This window comes from Martinezella sp. CNPSo 3732, assembly GCF_057784515.1.
The window spans coordinates 496,372-511,475 of record NZ_JBXSOO010000001.1 but is presented as its reverse complement, the minus strand read 5'-3'; the positions used below and the strand labels follow the sequence as shown (position 1 = coordinate 511,475).

At 56.7% G+C, this 15,104-nt stretch carries 16 protein-coding genes; 8 read left to right on the top strand and 8 right to left on the bottom strand.

Translation table 11 applies throughout. The features are described 5' to 3' along the window. Nucleotides 1-82 precede the first annotated feature (82 nt). From AC13RM_RS02265 to AC13RM_RS02245, 5 genes are all read left to right on the top strand, one after another. Entirely contained in the window at nt 83-1,297 is a 1,215-nt protein-coding gene (locus tag AC13RM_RS02265) for a pyridoxal phosphate-dependent aminotransferase (RefSeq protein WP_374817516.1), read from the top strand. Between the two features lie 238 nt (nt 1,298-1,535). After that, on the top strand, nt 1,536-1,709 hold the full coding sequence (locus AC13RM_RS02260; RefSeq protein WP_167078144.1) for a hypothetical protein: 174 nt from the start codon (nt 1,536-1,538) through the stop codon (nt 1,707-1,709). Nucleotides 1,710-1,886: 177 nt separating this feature from the next. Continuing rightward, nucleotides 1,887-2,849: a class 1 fructose-bisphosphatase gene (locus AC13RM_RS02255; protein ID WP_488554541.1), complete on the top strand. Its 963-nt coding sequence runs from the start codon at nt 1,887-1,889 to the stop codon at nt 2,847-2,849. A 147-nt stretch (nt 2,850-2,996) separates the two neighbouring features. Further along, nucleotides 2,997-4,073, top strand: coding sequence for a DUF5939 domain-containing protein (locus AC13RM_RS02250; RefSeq protein ID WP_488554540.1), 1,077 nt, complete (start codon nt 2,997-2,999; stop codon nt 4,071-4,073). Next, on the top strand, nt 3,977-4,420 hold the full coding sequence (locus tag AC13RM_RS02245; RefSeq protein WP_488554657.1) for an adenylate/guanylate cyclase domain-containing protein: 444 nt from the start codon (nt 3,977-3,979) through the stop codon (nt 4,418-4,420). Before AC13RM_RS02250 ends, AC13RM_RS02245 begins: the two co-directional genes overlap by 97 nt. A gap of 163 nt (nt 4,421-4,583) precedes the next feature. On the opposite strand, the gene AC13RM_RS02240 is transcribed toward AC13RM_RS02245, so the two are convergent. Then, complete coding sequence (locus AC13RM_RS02240; protein ID WP_488554539.1) at nt 4,584-5,018, bottom strand: hypothetical protein; 435 nt, start codon at nt 5,016-5,018, stop codon at nt 4,584-4,586. Between the two features lie 217 nt (nt 5,019-5,235). After that, nucleotides 5,236-5,814, bottom strand: coding sequence for a TetR/AcrR family transcriptional regulator (locus AC13RM_RS02235; RefSeq protein ID WP_488554538.1), 579 nt, complete (start codon nt 5,812-5,814; stop codon nt 5,236-5,238). Nucleotides 5,815-6,127: 313 nt separating this feature from the next. Between AC13RM_RS02235 and AC13RM_RS02230 the strand changes: the two genes are divergently transcribed. Continuing rightward, the gene (locus AC13RM_RS02230) at nt 6,128-7,174 is read left to right on the top strand and encodes a helix-turn-helix domain-containing protein (RefSeq protein WP_488554656.1); all 1,047 of its coding nucleotides are present in this window, start codon (nt 6,128-6,130) and stop codon (nt 7,172-7,174) included. A 65-nt stretch (nt 7,175-7,239) separates the two neighbouring features. Here the strand turns inward: AC13RM_RS02230 and AC13RM_RS02225 are convergent, their stop codons facing one another. The 6 genes from AC13RM_RS02225 to AC13RM_RS02200 form a co-directional block, all read right to left on the bottom strand. Further along, on the bottom strand, nt 7,240-9,129 hold the full coding sequence (locus AC13RM_RS02225; RefSeq protein ID WP_488554537.1) for a DUF4344 domain-containing metallopeptidase: 1,890 nt from the start codon (nt 9,127-9,129) through the stop codon (nt 7,240-7,242). 80 nt (nt 9,130-9,209) lie between these two features. Then, entirely contained in the window at nt 9,210-10,235 is a 1,026-nt protein-coding gene (locus tag AC13RM_RS02220) for a DUF4424 family protein (protein ID WP_488554536.1), read from the bottom strand. Between the two features lie 413 nt (nt 10,236-10,648). Further along, on the bottom strand, nt 10,649-11,107 hold the full coding sequence (locus AC13RM_RS02215) for a hypothetical protein (RefSeq protein WP_488554535.1): 459 nt from the start codon (nt 11,105-11,107) through the stop codon (nt 10,649-10,651). Nucleotides 11,108-11,238: 131 nt separating this feature from the next. Next, the gene (locus AC13RM_RS02210; protein ID WP_440478287.1) at nt 11,239-12,072 is read right to left on the bottom strand and encodes a lysozyme inhibitor LprI family protein; all 834 of its coding nucleotides are present in this window, start codon (nt 12,070-12,072) and stop codon (nt 11,239-11,241) included. 16 nt (nt 12,073-12,088) lie between these two features. Next, nucleotides 12,089-12,226 (bottom strand): hypothetical protein, encoded by a 138-nt coding sequence (locus tag AC13RM_RS02205; protein ID WP_440478288.1) that lies wholly within the window; start codon nt 12,224-12,226, stop codon nt 12,089-12,091. Nucleotides 12,227-12,235: 9 nt separating this feature from the next. Next, entirely contained in the window at nt 12,236-13,111 is an 876-nt protein-coding gene (locus AC13RM_RS02200; protein WP_440478289.1) for a hypothetical protein, read from the bottom strand. A 444-nt stretch (nt 13,112-13,555) separates the two neighbouring features. Here AC13RM_RS02200 and AC13RM_RS02195 point away from each other — a divergent pair, with 444 nt between their 5' ends. Further along, nucleotides 13,556-13,948 (top strand): hypothetical protein, encoded by a 393-nt coding sequence (locus tag AC13RM_RS02195; RefSeq protein WP_488554534.1) that lies wholly within the window; start codon nt 13,556-13,558, stop codon nt 13,946-13,948. A 4-nt stretch (nt 13,949-13,952) separates the two neighbouring features. After that, complete coding sequence (locus tag AC13RM_RS02190) at nt 13,953-15,080, top strand: tetratricopeptide repeat protein (protein ID WP_440478291.1); 1,128 nt, start codon at nt 13,953-13,955, stop codon at nt 15,078-15,080. The last annotated feature ends 24 nt before the right edge of the window (nt 15,081-15,104 follow it).

Here is a 15,104-nt window from a genome sequence, read left to right as displayed (position 1 = left end):
TGGCAAGCATATTTTATTGCTTTAAATCCAAGCTATCCTAGCTTCCAGTCTTGCGGCCTCCCCGCCGATAAAAGGAGTTTCAATGACCATTCAAGCCAAATTCGAGCGCATGGGCACCGACGCCGCGCCAGGCCAGGAAGTGCGGCAGCAGGCCGAAGGTATCGAAGCGCTGCTGCGCGGCGAACCAATCGCGGGACGTCAGGTCGATTTTTCCCATGGTGACGTCGATGCGTTTACGCCGACGCCGGGCGCTTTCGAAGTCTTCACGGCTGGGGTCGAGGCTGGCGGCAAGCAGGCCTATACCGAATACCGCGGTGATCTCTCGATCCGAGAGCAGCTTGCGCCTAGTCTTGCAAGCTTTACCGGCGCCCCGATCGACGCCGCCGACGGCATGATTCTGACGCCCGGCACGCAGGGCGCCCTATTCCTCGCCGTCGCCTCCACCGTCGCGCATGGCGACAAGGTTGCGGTGGTGCAGCCCGATTATTTTGCCAACCGTAAACTGGTGGAATTCTGCGAGGGCCATATGATGCCCATTCGGATGGACTACCTGGATGCCGAGGGGCGCGCAGGTCTCGATCTCGGCCAACTGGAAGATGCTTTTGCCGCTGGTGCGAAAGTTTTCCTGTTTTCCAATCCGAACAACCCGGCCGGTGTTGTTTATTCGCGTGAGGAGATCAAAACGATCGCGTCGCTGGCCAGCCGCTATGGTGCGACGGTCATCGTCGACCAGCTTTATTCACGGCTGCTCTATTCCGGCGTCGACTATGCGCATCTGCGCGCGGAGGCCATCGATGCGGAAAACGTGATCACCATCATGGGTCCGTCGAAGACCGAGTCGCTGAGCGGTTACCGCTTGGGCGTCGCCTTCGGCTCGAAAGCGATCATTAACCGGATGGAAAAGCTGCAGGCGATCGTATCCTTGCGCGCCGGCGGCTATAGTCAGGCAGTGCTCCGGACTTGGTTCAACGAACCAGAAGGCTGGATGGATCGACGCGTGCGCGAACATGAGGCCATTCGGGACGATCTCCTCGGGCTATTCCGTGCAGGCAAGGACATCAAGGTTCGCACCACCGAGGCAGGAAGCTATATCTTCCCGCAATTGCCTCCTCTTGCCGTCGGCGGCAAGGATTTCGTGCGGATCCTCCGGCTGCAGGCGGGCGTCATCGTAACGCCCGGCACCGAATTCAGTCCCTTCTGCGACAGCAGTGTGCGCCTGAACTTCTCGCAGGACCATGCTGCCGCGGTAGCCGCCGTAGAGCGGCTCATTTCGCTTGTCGATCGTTATCGCGCATGAAAAAACCTCCGCAATATAGCACGAGGACTCCATGCTTGCGGATATCGCTTCGACAGCACGCATCATGAGCTCCGTGCCGGAGGTCGAAATTCGGCCGCCCTGTTTTTAAATCGATCTTAAAAAATCGAGATGCCAAGCTAATCGATTTTAATTTGTGCATTAAAAAATTCTTGTTGCGGTGCGAAGAAAATCGCTCCTAACTGCTCCACGCCATTCTGTCCGTTGGAGGAAACGCGCAATGACGATTTCATTTCCGCTTACAGACAAGCGTACTGTCGATGAGCTGCTGAAGCATCTGAACGCGCATAAGCTCTTCTGTCCCGGAAACTGCGCCATCACCGTCAACCCCCTCGCCGTGCACGTTTCGTCGTGCCTTTCCTATGCGCTCAGCACCGCTCGGACCGCGTGGTAGAGCTGATCGTTCTTCCGTTGAGCCTGTTTCGAGTTTGGGCATCCGAAGCTTGCGTTCGGACGCCGGCGAAGGCTTTGACCTTGGCGCAGGCCTGATTTTGCGCCCAACAGCCTCGGTAACCGCCGGGCATTGTTTGATTCCGTAACGATACACTCCCGCAGGAGAAAGACATCAATAATGACGACATTCGAAGCCTATCTCGATGCTCATAAGGGAACATTGTTGAATGAGGACATGGCCGCCATCCTCCGCAATATTGCCGAGGCTACCCGGCAGATTTCGGAGAAGCTCAGAAGCTCGTCATTGTCAGGCCTGACAGGCGCAACCGATGCTATCAACGTCCAGGGCGAGACGCAGAAGCCGCTCGATATACTTTCCAACGAGATCATGCTCGAGGCATGCCGTAAATCGCCGGCGATTGCTTTTGCTGTATCGGAAGAACTCGACGCCGAAGTGCTCATTCATCCCGCTGGCCGATATGCGATGATCTTCGATCCGCTCGATGGATCGTCCAATCTCGATGTCAACGTAACGGTCGGAACGATCTTTTCCATCGTCGAGGCTAGCTCCGCGGCTGAGATCCTGAAAAGCGGCCGCAGTCAGCTGGTTGCGGGATACGCAGCTTACGGACCGCAAACCAATCTGGTGCTTGCGATCGGAGATGGCGTACAGATTTTCACGCTCGACCAACACGGCGTCTACGTAATGACGACTGCGGATGCCAAGATCGCTCCGGAAACCAAGGAGTTTGCGATCAACGCGGCACGTCGTCCGTCATGGGACGACATCATTACCGAATATGTCGACAAGTCCATCAGAACTCCGGGGTACAATATGCGCTGGGTCGGTTCGATGGTTGCCGACACACATCGTATCTTCAACCGCGGCGGAATCTTTCTGTATCCCGCCGATCGAAGCAAGCCTGCTTCCGGCGGCCGCCTGCGTCTACTTTATGAGGCGAATCCGATCGGCTTTCTGGTCGAGGCGGCAGGCGGTTCCGCCATTGCCGGGAAGACCGCGATCCTAGACATTGAACCAACCTCTTTGCACCAGCGGGTTCCGGTGATTTTTGGATCGCGCCAGGAGGTCGAAAAAATCAGCCGGGCGTATTGTGTCGAGCGGACGATCGAAATGGCATAGCAACCAAACGGAATTTCGTTTGAATGGGCAAAGATCGCTTCGGCCTTCCGCAAGAAGCCATGACGGGCTCGCCTCGGCCTCGTGAATTGTGTATTGACGTCTGACGGAACGCCGAGGGCGGTCGAGGCTTTCTCGCGGTGCAATGCGATGATCGACGAAAAGAAACTAGAAGAGCGCTTGGTCGTAGTCGAAACGGCCAAATCCTGGAGTCCGCGCGTCGTCGCGCGGCTGGAGACACTGCTGCGCTCGGGCACGGACGAGGCGCTTTATCGCATTAATCCTATTGAGTTCGCCAAGGAAAAGTCGATCGCCGAGGCTGAAGGGATCGATCTTTTTCTCCATGCATGCATGGCCGGACTATTCGATATGGATTGGCTGCTTGTGTGTCCGGTGTGCTCGGACGTTGTCGAGAGCTTCCGAAGCCTGCGCAAACTGCACACGCATTTTCATTGCCACCTCTGTCAAAGCGATTACGACGCTGCGCTGGACGATTACATCACGGTGACATTTACGGTTTCCCCCGCCGTGCGCAGCATCCGCTTCCATCAACCGGATGCACTTTCGGCCTGGGACTACGTCTTCCATTATAAGCTGACGTCGGGCGGCATCCTGCCGGACGGCGTGCCATGGAGCGAGGCTGCCAAACAGCTGGTGCGGGTGCTCACCCGAATAGAGCCTGATACTACGGTCAATTTTGAAGTTGATGCCACCGAAGGTGCACTCCTGGGGCAAGATTTCGAAAGCGACGCTCAATTTTTCTTCCCCGTCGAAAAGGGAGCGGGTTCGACGCAACCCCATGTGCCGGTCACGCTTCACCACGGCAAATGCGTGGCCGCCGCGGCAAATATCGCGCCCGGCAAGGTCGTGTTCGAAGTCCGCAACACCGGCAACCTCCCTGTAGTATTCGGCATACTGCAGCTTCCGTCGGTGACGTTTCAGCGCGAGAGGCTTCAGTTCGAGCCGTCCTTATCCGGTAAGCGGTTGCTGACGACGCAAACCTTTCGCGACTTCTTTCGCTCGGAGGTGATCAGCGCGACTGAGGGCATTGCGGTCCTCGACGTTACCCTCGTATTCACCGATCTCAAGGGCTCCACGGCGCTCTACGAGCGGATAGGCGACCTTAATGCATATATTCGCACTTCCAGCATCTTCTCGACGCCACCGTTCGGCACAACGGAGCCGTCACCAAGACGATCGGCGACGCGGTCATGGCGGCATTCTTGACTTCGGCCGATGCGGTGCAGGCAGCCCTCGATATGCGCGAGGCGGTCGATCAGCTCAACCGGGACCGGCTGCAACGTGATTTTATCCTCAAGATCGGCGTGCATCGGGGGGCCGCAATCGCGGTCACGCTCAACGAGCGGCTCGATTATTTCGGTCAGACGGTGAATATAGCGGCGCGGGTGCAGAATCTTGCCGATGGCGACGAGATTTGCATCACGGAAGACGTGTATCGTGCGCCGGCTGTCGCGGAAATCATTGCGCCCTACCCGCTCGCAAAAAACGAGGCGGAACTCAAGGGCGTCAGCAAGGCCATGTCGATCTATCATTTAGCCAGGATCGAATCCTAGCCTGTCAATCGACAGGGAGCCATGCAAAGAGTGATTGCAGCGGCGTTCCTCGTGCTCTTTCGTTCTCTAGGCGGCAGGCTAAGGATCACTCAATGGCCTCAACAATGGGCGACCATGAATACTGTGATTGGTGCGATGCCTTGCACCGAGGAGGAATCAAAGATCAAGTTTGATCAGTTGCATCTACATCGGCGCATTCCAACTTGTGATCTGCGGATTCCGCCTTGGCGGCCTCAAGCCATGCCTCAAAATTTTGATAGGCGATATTGTCCCACGGGGACTTCTTGGGAGTGGCGTAATCAAAGATTCGCACTCGCGGCTCGCCGTGAACATCGCTGCCATCAAATAGGGCCAATGTGACATAGCCATCGTTATGGAAACCGGTCCCGTCGGCGATGATGGCAAATGGGATCAAGGGGAGCTGCTTATATCGCTGCAGCATCGAACCATAATAGCTCAGTGACCGCCCCATATCTCCGGCCAGAAATTCCCATGGCGTGATGTCGGGCAACTCTCCATTTCGTACGAGGCCCGTATAGCTGTCAGGGAATCGGAAATCTTTCGGCAAAATTGGTAGATCGAACAAGAATGCGCTCATATCACAAGATTTCCTTATTCTCAGGTGTTCGTCCAGTCTCATCATTTCGAACTCCATTCGCACGTTGATCTCCGGCCGTTGGCAAGCGCAATGCACGGATCCTCACAGTGGCTCAGCGTTCGGTGGAGCAAACGTCCCTAGCAGCCGGGAAGCAATTTTTGGTCTCTACAAGCTGCCTGACGAGAAACATCACCCGGCTAAATTCGATATCTCGACCTCACATCGGCTTCTTCGAAGCTAGTATTTCCTGCTCGATAACGGCCTCGGCGGCATTCCATGCCTTTGTCGCGATGGTCGGGTCATGAAAAGCGCGCGCGTCGATCGTTGCACCGTCCAGAAGTATCATGAGGATCGAAGCGATGCGCGCGGCGGCAGGTTCCGGCAAAAGCGCCTTCAGCATGTCGGTCATCCATGCCGTCATGGTCTTCTTGTATCGAATGGCGACGGCAGAGATGTTTGGATAGTTGGTGCCGAATTCGGCAAGTGCACGCTCGAAAAGGCAGCCGGAAAATTGCGGCGTACCGAACCATGCCTCGTGCCAGGCAAAAATAGCCCTCAATTGCTCTTTCGCCGAGGCCATCGGCTCAACACATGCCCGAAGACTGGCCATGATGTCGTGATAGCGACGATCGAGCACGGCGGTAATCAGATCATCCTTGCCGGGGAAATGATTGTAGAGCGTCATGCGGGCGACGCCGGCTTCGGCCAGAATGCGGTCTATGCCGACCGGATGAAAGCCGTGCCTTGAAAACAAGTCGGTCGCAATGAGGATAAGTTGCTCTTTTTTCGGGCTCATCGATGCCTCAAGCGAAGTTCACCCTGCAATGGACAGATTATGCCTCGTTGTCCAGCAATTCCCATATGGACTTTCTATACTGACCGTTCTATCTAAATAGTCAATCGGCGCTGGCGGCGCCTCCTAAGTTCGCGGTATTCCATGAATGTAATGAGGAGCCATCTCGTCGCATTTCCCTGCCGCAAGGCTGCCGGACGAGATTCTGCGCGAACACGCAAAACGTTTGACCGGGCGCCCATTGTCGCATTCTCCGGTTGCTCTACCTATTGCTCAAAGGCCGAAGGCCTGGAAGTAGACAGTTCCCGTGGCCCAGATGCATTCGACCTTCATGTTCAATTTCTCGACGCTCGACTTTCCCGAAAAAGATCGGTTTCATGCTTGGGTCAGCGACAATCACTGCGATTGCACATTGCGTGACGATGCTCCCATCGCGTTCGACGCTGAGGCAAGCGGCGCGGCGCTCGGTCCTCTTATCCTATCCACGAGGCGGTGGCTCAATCAGGTCCGACCTTCTGCCTATGAGGTCAATCGAACAGATCGACATATACGGAGCGACGGCCAGGATTTCTTTCGTTTCACATTGATGGTGAGCGGCCAATTCCTGTGCCGATGGACCACGGATCAACCCGTAAAATCAGCTGGTGATCTTTTCGTTCTTGATGCTGCTCAAGTGAACCAAGGCATGGTTGCAGCCGGTGAAGTGATCTCCTTGGTGGTGCCGAGAGATCTCCTGCCGAGCCGCACCCAGCTTTTGCACGGGATGACTCTCGGAGGTGGCGTCGGCCGCCTCCTTGGAGACCATCTCCTTTCATTGTCGCGGAACCTCGAAAGCCTGGGCGAGCACGAAGTCCCCTATGTCGTTCAATCGACCTTCCAGCTTTTGACCGCCGCGGTTTCGCTAACACCGGATACGGTCGTTGAAGCGGTCAGCCCGATAAGAGATGCGCTCTTCAATCGGATCCTGCGCTACATCGATGCGCATTTGCTGGACGCCAATCTTACGCCCGATCGCATTTGCCGGGACGTCGGTCTGTCACGCGCAAAACTCTATCAACTGTTCGAAGGCAGCGGCGGCGTCATGCGGCAAATACAGCGCAGGAGACTGCACCGCGCCTACCAGATGCTGGCAGATCCCAATCGGCCGCAGCCCCATATCGCCGAGATCGCCTGGCGGCATGGTTTCTCCAACGAGAAATACTTCTACCGCCTGTTCAAAGCCGAATTCGGCCATACTCCCGGTGACACTTTGGAAAATATTCGCGCCGGCTCCGCGCTGAAACACGCCGCTTCTCATCGCCGTCGAGAGCACGATAGCCAGCCTTCGGGCTGGACGTTGCCTTTCGGCGTACCCGGCAATTGAAAATATCTGCCAGGCGACAGCCGACACCATCCCCTCGTTTGCTGTGGCATCGACATCACCAATACTTATTTGCCGAACGGATTGGCCTTTCCGTCCCATTCGAGCGGATTGCCGCCTGTCGGCTGCTGTGAGGCAGTCGCGTTCTGCTGGCTGCCACTGCTATCATCGGACTTCGGTTGGAATCTCGGCGAGAAATGCGGGAGCATCAACCGCGCCCAGGATCGATTGATCTTGGAGGCCTCATCGGGGCAGCGGGCCGCCCGTTCTTTCGGCAGCATGCCATTGTCGACGATGGGACTGTTGTTTGCCGGATCAAGGCCATAGACCATACAGAGCAGGTTGAAGTAGCGCTGCGCATCGAGCGAATGCTCGTCGGCAAATGAGGCCGTATCCGGCGTGCCCGACGACTGGCTGTTGACCTTGAACCAGATGGATGCGAGCTGGAGAACGCGCGCAATATCATTCTTGGTTTCATTGTCGTCGACATGCGAAAGCAAGAGGACCGCCGCGAGCTGGTCGACGGAATCCTCTTCGCGGCCGACGGCGGGAATATCCAGCAGATCAATCAATGCGTGGCCGGATTCGTGCAGCAGGATAAAGCGGAGATTGTCCTTGACGAACTCGATCGTCAACGCTTCTGGATCCGATGCGCCCTTTGAGAGCGCCTTGCCCATCTGTAAGAGGCTGTCGATCATCTCATAGCAGAGAAAAACCGCGCCGTTCTTCTTGTTGTAGAATGCATTGATCGTATCGCATTGCCGCGTGACGTAGTGTAACGGACGCGGCGTCACGAAAAGCCCGTCGAGCCCGTCGATTTCGGGAATATTCAAAAAGAGGTGGGTATCTACTGCCCATTTGTAAGCGTAATTCAGCTTTGGATCTTCCGGCGGAAAATAGTGATAGACGAAGCGCAATCCCTTGCCGTCCGATGTCACCAACGAGCCGTCTGAAGGTGGTGGTAGTGCGCCGTCCTTCTGTTCCGTGAGCCCGTCATCGCCGCCAGCCTGCGCTGTCTGGCTGTCGGCGGAACCATTGCTCTGCTCCGATTGCGTCTGACCGCTGGTCGAACTGTCCGGCGAGCCATTGCCATTTGTCGCAGATCCACGGCTGCTGGCGCTTGCGAGGTCCGCAAGTTTCGCCATTGTCGGGTAGCTCGGATCGCCGTCGGCCGGATTTTCTCCGAACGGATAAAAGCCGTTCGAGATCAACACGGAGATGTTTTCGACGATCTTGCTGTTCTTATCAGCGTTCCAGCTGAGATCATAGCCGCGGATCTCATTGCCTCTCTGTTCGAAGCGCGAATAGAATTTTCGATCGCCGGTCGTGCCCGAGATGATGAACCAATTTCGCCGTTTGAGCTGGTAGGTGATCGTGCTGCCCTGCTCGCTGGCAAGGTTTTGATAGACTGCATCGATATCGCCCGGGCCACTATTGACAAAACGCGCCGTCTTCAGCGCGACGGCGCCATCTTCCGTCTGCAAGGTCTCACCGCCGATTTTGTTGCCCTGCCTTTGGGTCAACAGGTCCGCAGGATAGGAGAGCGTCATGCCCGTCAGAGAATTGTCCAGTGCGCGCCATTGCAATTGCTTGCGCAGATCGAGCGCCGTTCTGCCCAGTTCAAGCGCGTCCGGGGCGGAAAGCTTGCCCGTGGCTGGACGGTTATGATCACGTTGATAGCTTGCAATCGCGTTGCGGCCACTCGGCCCATAGGAGCCGTCGGCAAAGCCGTTATAGTAGCCGAGCAGAATGAGCCCTTCCTGCGTGAGCCGCCTCTCCCAAATGTTCAAAGCATCTTCGATCGAATCGGTGCTTTCGAGATCCGGCCGGGAGGCATCCTGGTTTGAAGATTGCGCCAAGGCAGGCTGGATCGATGCGGAGAACGGAAAGGTCAGGAGAAGAGCCAGGGCGAAGAAGATTTTCCTGGAGCAGCAAAACCTCAAGGCGAAATTCATCATGGGCGAGCTCCGGCTCTGTAGATGGATGTCATAAAATGGAGCGTGTTTGACATGAGGAGGCGCTTGTACATGCTGGAAAATCATTGTCCGGAGACGGTTCGCAGCAGCAACACATCGATGTCGCGTTCCGGCGCATAATTCTTGATATCCATCTCGAATTGCGTCGGAGAGATCTTCTTCACGCCGTTGCCGCAAAAGGAGATCAGCGTTTTGGGATCGCCCTTGTCGACGATCAGCTTGAAATTGCTGATCGGCCCGGCCCAATTGCCGCCCGAAGTGATGACATAGGAAAGATATTGCTCGAACGCCTGAACGTCTTTGGCATTTTCATCAGATATCCGCTTGTAGAGAGAGCGGGCCGACTTCATGAAGGTTTCATCGGTACAGAACTTCTCGCGATAGGATTTGAGCTGATCCGCGTCCATGTCCGGCGCACCGAGCGAGAGCGTCGACTGACTGCCGACGACGGGCACATAGGTCTGCTGTACGACAATCTCACTCCCTTTCGGAAAGGTCTGATTCCGCCAATATTTGGATCGCAGTGTCCATAGCGGATAGAGAGTGGCTGGCTGTCCGTTATAATCGCCCTCGCCGGTATCGAAAATACCGGCATCCACCAACTCCTTGCGCTGCGCGTTCGTCAGGCGGCCGATTGCCGCCTCGGTGGCTTCTGCTGTCGGCACCAGGGATATGTGCAGCGCCTTGAGTTTATCCGTAATCTCCTCGTCTGGCTGACCGTCCGCGACGAGGAAAGCGCGCTGTTCAAGCTGCGAGGCAACGGGCTGCCCATCGACCACGGTTTGAAATTTCATGAAATTATCGCTCGCCGGATCGGAAACGACCGTCGTCGAGTTGGATCCGCCGCCCGGAAACGCGGGCATTGGAAAGGCGATGGTGGTCGTATAGTCCGCGTTGGTCAGATTGCGGAAGCGGTAGGAAATGCGAATGCCGGCGGCAGAAAGGTAGAGATCCTCGGAGATGAGCGCGATCTTGTCGGTTTTCTGAAGGATCAAGCCGCCAGTCCCCAGCGTGGCCGAGCTGTCGTCGCCAAGGGCTGGAGTGGATAGCAGTACCATGGCGATACAGGCGAGCGGGCTAAAGCGCATGACCGGGTCTTTCTAAATTGACAGGAATGGCAGGGGTGACGTGTAGAGTCCGTCACGAGCCATGCTGGTGACCGGGCGGCAGTCATCTTTCCGCAGATCGTTGCGCCCACGGGATTGCGACGGATTTCGATTACTGGAGATGTCAGGCTTCGAGCTTGAATTTTGCATGATCCGCCGTGATTCAGGACGATATCTGATCTACCCTGCAAAGGTATTGCGGGCATCGGAGCGCAGAGCTCGAAGGCCTTTATCAGAGCGCGTTGCCCGCACCGATCTCCGCGCGTCTTTCGTAGGTGTACATCCGTCCATATTTCCGAGAATCCATCGTGATAGCTGACGAGCAGGTCCTCAGAATTTTGAAGGCAACCTGCGCTAGGACACTCAAAGTTCGACCCCGCTCGAAAGAAGCGGATCTACCGCGGCATCTGCTCAACCGCCGAAAGCGCATAGCCGCGTTGAACTGTCCCGCTAAAGGCAGCGCCGTGACAGCTTAGAGAATAGCGCTCCCAGGAGTTGTTGGTGACGATCGATCGCGTTGGCGCATCTACGGTCCGGTTCTGATAATTGACCTCGGCCTCATAGATGGCCTGTTCACCAGGCCCTTGCGAGACACCCTTGGTCGAGACCAGGGTTTGATGTGTGCCGCCCTTCTGCATTGCGACGGGCTCTGGCATGACCAAGGCCATCTGTTCCCGATGTTTCTCCGTCAGGTAGGTCAGGCATGCGGCAAAGCTCGAAAAAGGGCCGGCCACGAGAGGTTCGGACGGCAGGGATCCGCTGGCAAGCGCTGTGCGAGCGATAAGAAATAGGCAAGCGGCGGCGAGCCATGGACCGACATGGAGCGCTCGCCGGAGCCTCGTCGTCTTAGTCATGGATCCATCTGGTAAAACAATATCCATTGGTTCTCTCTGCCGTCGAAACGGAGTTTCACTATGTCGCCTACTTGAGATGCAGGCGCTGAATGTTCGATCCGCCTTGTCCTAGGTCGCTTCTCAAGCTGCCCTCACTGCCCCGGCGGATAGGTCGGGCTTGTCAGGCACTGGCCGAACCAGTCCGTATCCGTCGTTTCGAGCGGCCAGATGCCTTCCACATCGAGTTTGGCAAGGCCCCTCTTCGGTGACGGAAAATGTTGATCCGCATCGGGATTCAGCGTCCAGGTCATATCCTTGCCGCCGCCGCAAATATCGCCCGATTGATCGCTGCACAGAGCGGCGGGCTTCGCATTGTCGCCTTCGATGGTGCTGACGGCGTGATATTCATAGAGTGACCAGCTGGCCCATTCCGTGCTGGCGCTGCAAAGGCGGGTCTTGTTCTGGACATGCATGGCGCCGCTGCATTGATAGGAATAGCTCGACCCATCCCTGTCGTTAGGAATGAACTCGCAACTCGTATCGAAGCCGGCAAAGGCGCCTCCGCTGTATTTCGCGAGAAAGCGGCGCTGCGCCTGAGCCTGCATGACCAACCCTTTCTCCGATTGATCACCGAGCTGTGCGGTGCGTTCTGCAATCACCTGGCGCAGCTTTCCGGCGGGCATGGCCGAGCCGTCCAAGCCGGTCTTCAGCCCCTCATTGCGCGCAGCGATCCAGCGACGCTGGCTATTCACCAGCATCGAGCGGATTTCCGGATCTGGCGCTGATTTGAGGAGTGCGGCATAGGCTTGCCCCATGGCGGCGTCGGCTGCCTTGAGGCCGGCGTTGCCGCAGATCCTCTTATCGATCGGATCGCTCGCCTTGGTACAATCAATTGCCCAGGAAGGAGTTGCAGCACTCACTCCAATGATCGCCAGAAAGGTGGCGATCGTCAGCCGAACTCCTGCTATGGATTGATGACGACACACGGTGGCTTCCGTTCCTTTATTTCTTCTGCCGGATGTAGTTGGGTGATATCGCAATCTCGCCGATCGATACCGTCATCGAAAGCTTCGCACCCTTCCACGATAAAGCGATGAGTTCGATCAGACCGGCGGCGGATAGAAGGCGGCGAGCTTCCATGTGGGGTTGTCAATTCGCCTTATGCCATTTGGAGCGCTCGCAGGTGGCTTGAAAGTCCGAAACCGATGGCTTGCCGTCGCCAAAGCTGGTGAGGCTCAGTTCCATATCGCCCTTGTGATAATAGTAGCTGCAGGATGCGAGATCCGTGCCCGAGCAATCGGTCGCCTCGATGATCCCGCTCTTGCGAATATTGTCGCCGACGAAATCCTGATAGGTAGGAGCGGGACTGCGAAACGGCTCCCACCCTTCGGCAATGATCGCCGCACGAGCCTCGGCGACGGGCTTGCCGTAAACATTCGGCACCACGGCCTGTCCGCCACAGACAGATTGTTCTTTCGCCAGAGGCTCGACTTCGATTGCGCGACCGTCAACGAGCCGAACGTCGCCAATGGGCGTTTGAACGAGGTCGCCATCGACAATGCGCAGGCTATCCTTGGCCGCGATAATCCTGCCGATCGCTAGCTTGCTGCTCTTACTTGCGTAGATGATGACGAAAAGCTGCGTGCCGCTAAAGAGCGCGATATTGCCCTGACTGATCTCGCAGGCACCGGCGGTCGAAGGCTCGAATTCGCCGGCGAAGCTCACCGCGTCATAGGATCCGAGCTTTGCTTCCCCCGTCACTCCCCAGCCGAGCGCATCGGCCGCCTTTCCGCCCGCGCTCTTCGGAACCACCAGTGCGTCGCATTCCTCCCGGGATTGGGCCGAGGCAGGCGCTTTGGGCAATTGCGATAGAAACGCGATTTCGAGCCCCGGAAGCCGCGACCGTATGCTCAGCGCAACCTCTGCACCCTGGCCCAGCGCGATCGGACCGCCACCCAAAAGAACGGCCAATACGAGCAAAGTGCGACCAGCGGAGCGTTGGAGAATACGCTTGTGAATGATCAAGAGAGCCTCGAAGACGTGGACATCAGCGAAAAATACAGGGATGTCTATTCAACGGCTGTGCACCGTTCAAGACGTACCGACTTGAACGAGGTCTACTCCCCTCCATCTCGAGTGCACATCCGTCCAGAATTGCACGTCCGCAATATTTCGCCTCGAAAAGGGAGGCTGCGAGCTCACACCGATTCCTTTCGCGGCAATCGCTTTTTCCAGGCGGTAGCTGGAAATTACGGGCCGCGTCGCAAATCTGCCGAGCGTCCTCCCATTCGGCCCTCGCGCAGTGCACGATCATCCATAACAAGTGCACTTGCGTTCAGATTGCCGAAATCGGCTGTCATCGGTCACGCTGTCGGGCTATGCGGATACCGCGACTGCGATAGAGGTTCCGTTCGAGGCGACGAGCCTCCCCTTTGTGATCCGCTGTCGTGAGAGGACAAACACGGATTCATGCGTAAGCTCCTATTCATTCTTGCGATTGCTGGCATGACGGGCATCGCCCACGCCGAGGACGTCAACTTTTACGATCTTCTGAAGGACCCGGTTCATGCCCGGTCATGGAAGGCCATGCTGTCATCCGCCAAGGGAACGCCTGCCTGGGTGCGCGACCAGAACAGGTTCATCGCAGAACCGGTCAAGACCGTCTCCATCGACTCGGTGGACTACTCGATCAGCATCCTTGCCAAGCAGCATGCGACAAACGATGGCCAGGCAGCAATCCTCTTTAACGCGGATGGCACGCAGGCATGGGCGGAGATCCAGGACGGGAAGAGTCCAAAGCTCTATTTGGGAAACCCTTCCGCAGCGCAGAAGACCGCGCTGGACAAGGCTCTGGCGGAGTAGTCCCGTGCGCGTTGCGATGCAGTTGCCGGGCTTTCTGTGTTGTGCTCTTCTTGGAGTGCAGCTGGCGGCGACGGTGCGCGCATATGCAAGCGATGTGCAAACAGCCGAGCACATCGGGATACAACAATCAGCGTCCGCCGGCTCTGCGACGGCGCGGAACGACGATGCATCCATATGTAAGTCCTTATCGACCTGCCTCATCATTGCCGAGGACGGCACTCAAACAAACGCAGATCGTTCGCTTGCCTATAGCAGCGCCGGCTATATCAAGATTGACGGCAACGAACTGGATCTGGCTGAGGAGTATTTCAGCAGGGCACTCGAGTTCGATGCAAAATCGGATCTCGCCTATGCGGGGCGAAGCGATGCCGCGTTTGCGAAAGGGGATTACGAGAAGGCCATCTCCGACGCCAAAAAGACGGCAGAATTGAAGCCGGATGCTCATCCGGAGGTCTATCTCATCCTCGGCACCCTAGCCGATCGCAATGGCGACTATGAAGCAAGGATCGGCTATATGAACAAGGCTATTGCACTTGCGCCCGACTTTGCGGAAGCCTATGCCGGACGGGGCAACGGCTATCTCGCCGAAAGCAAATACGATCTGGCCCTGGCCGACTTCAATAAAGCCATCGCCCTCAAGCCTGAGCTGTCAGCCATGCTGCAGCAGACGTTCGAGGTTACCTATGTCGAGCGGGGCGGCTTGTATGTAAAAGACGGCGATTACCGTGCGGCAATCGACGACTATACTTGTGCATTGCAGCTGAACCCCTCCAATACAAGAGCGCTCAACGATCGGGGTGACGCCTATAATATGATCGGCGATTTCGGCAGGGCCATTGCGGATTTCACGAAGGCCATAGAAAGCGATCCGTCCTATCCCTATGCCTACAGCAATCGCGGCCTTTCCTATTTCAAGATCGGCAGGAACGATCAGGCGCTACGTGACCTCGACAAGGCTATCGAACTCAACGATCAATCGAGTTCGACCTATTTTGTGCGAGGCGAGGTCTATCGAAGCAAATCGGATTTTAAGTCCGCATTGGCCGATTTTCAGAAGGCGCTCGAATTGACGCCGGCCGATGATCCCGGCCGCACCAATATGCTGTCGGCAATTGAATCGGTGAAAAGATGAACACAATCATCGGCTCCGCCACGC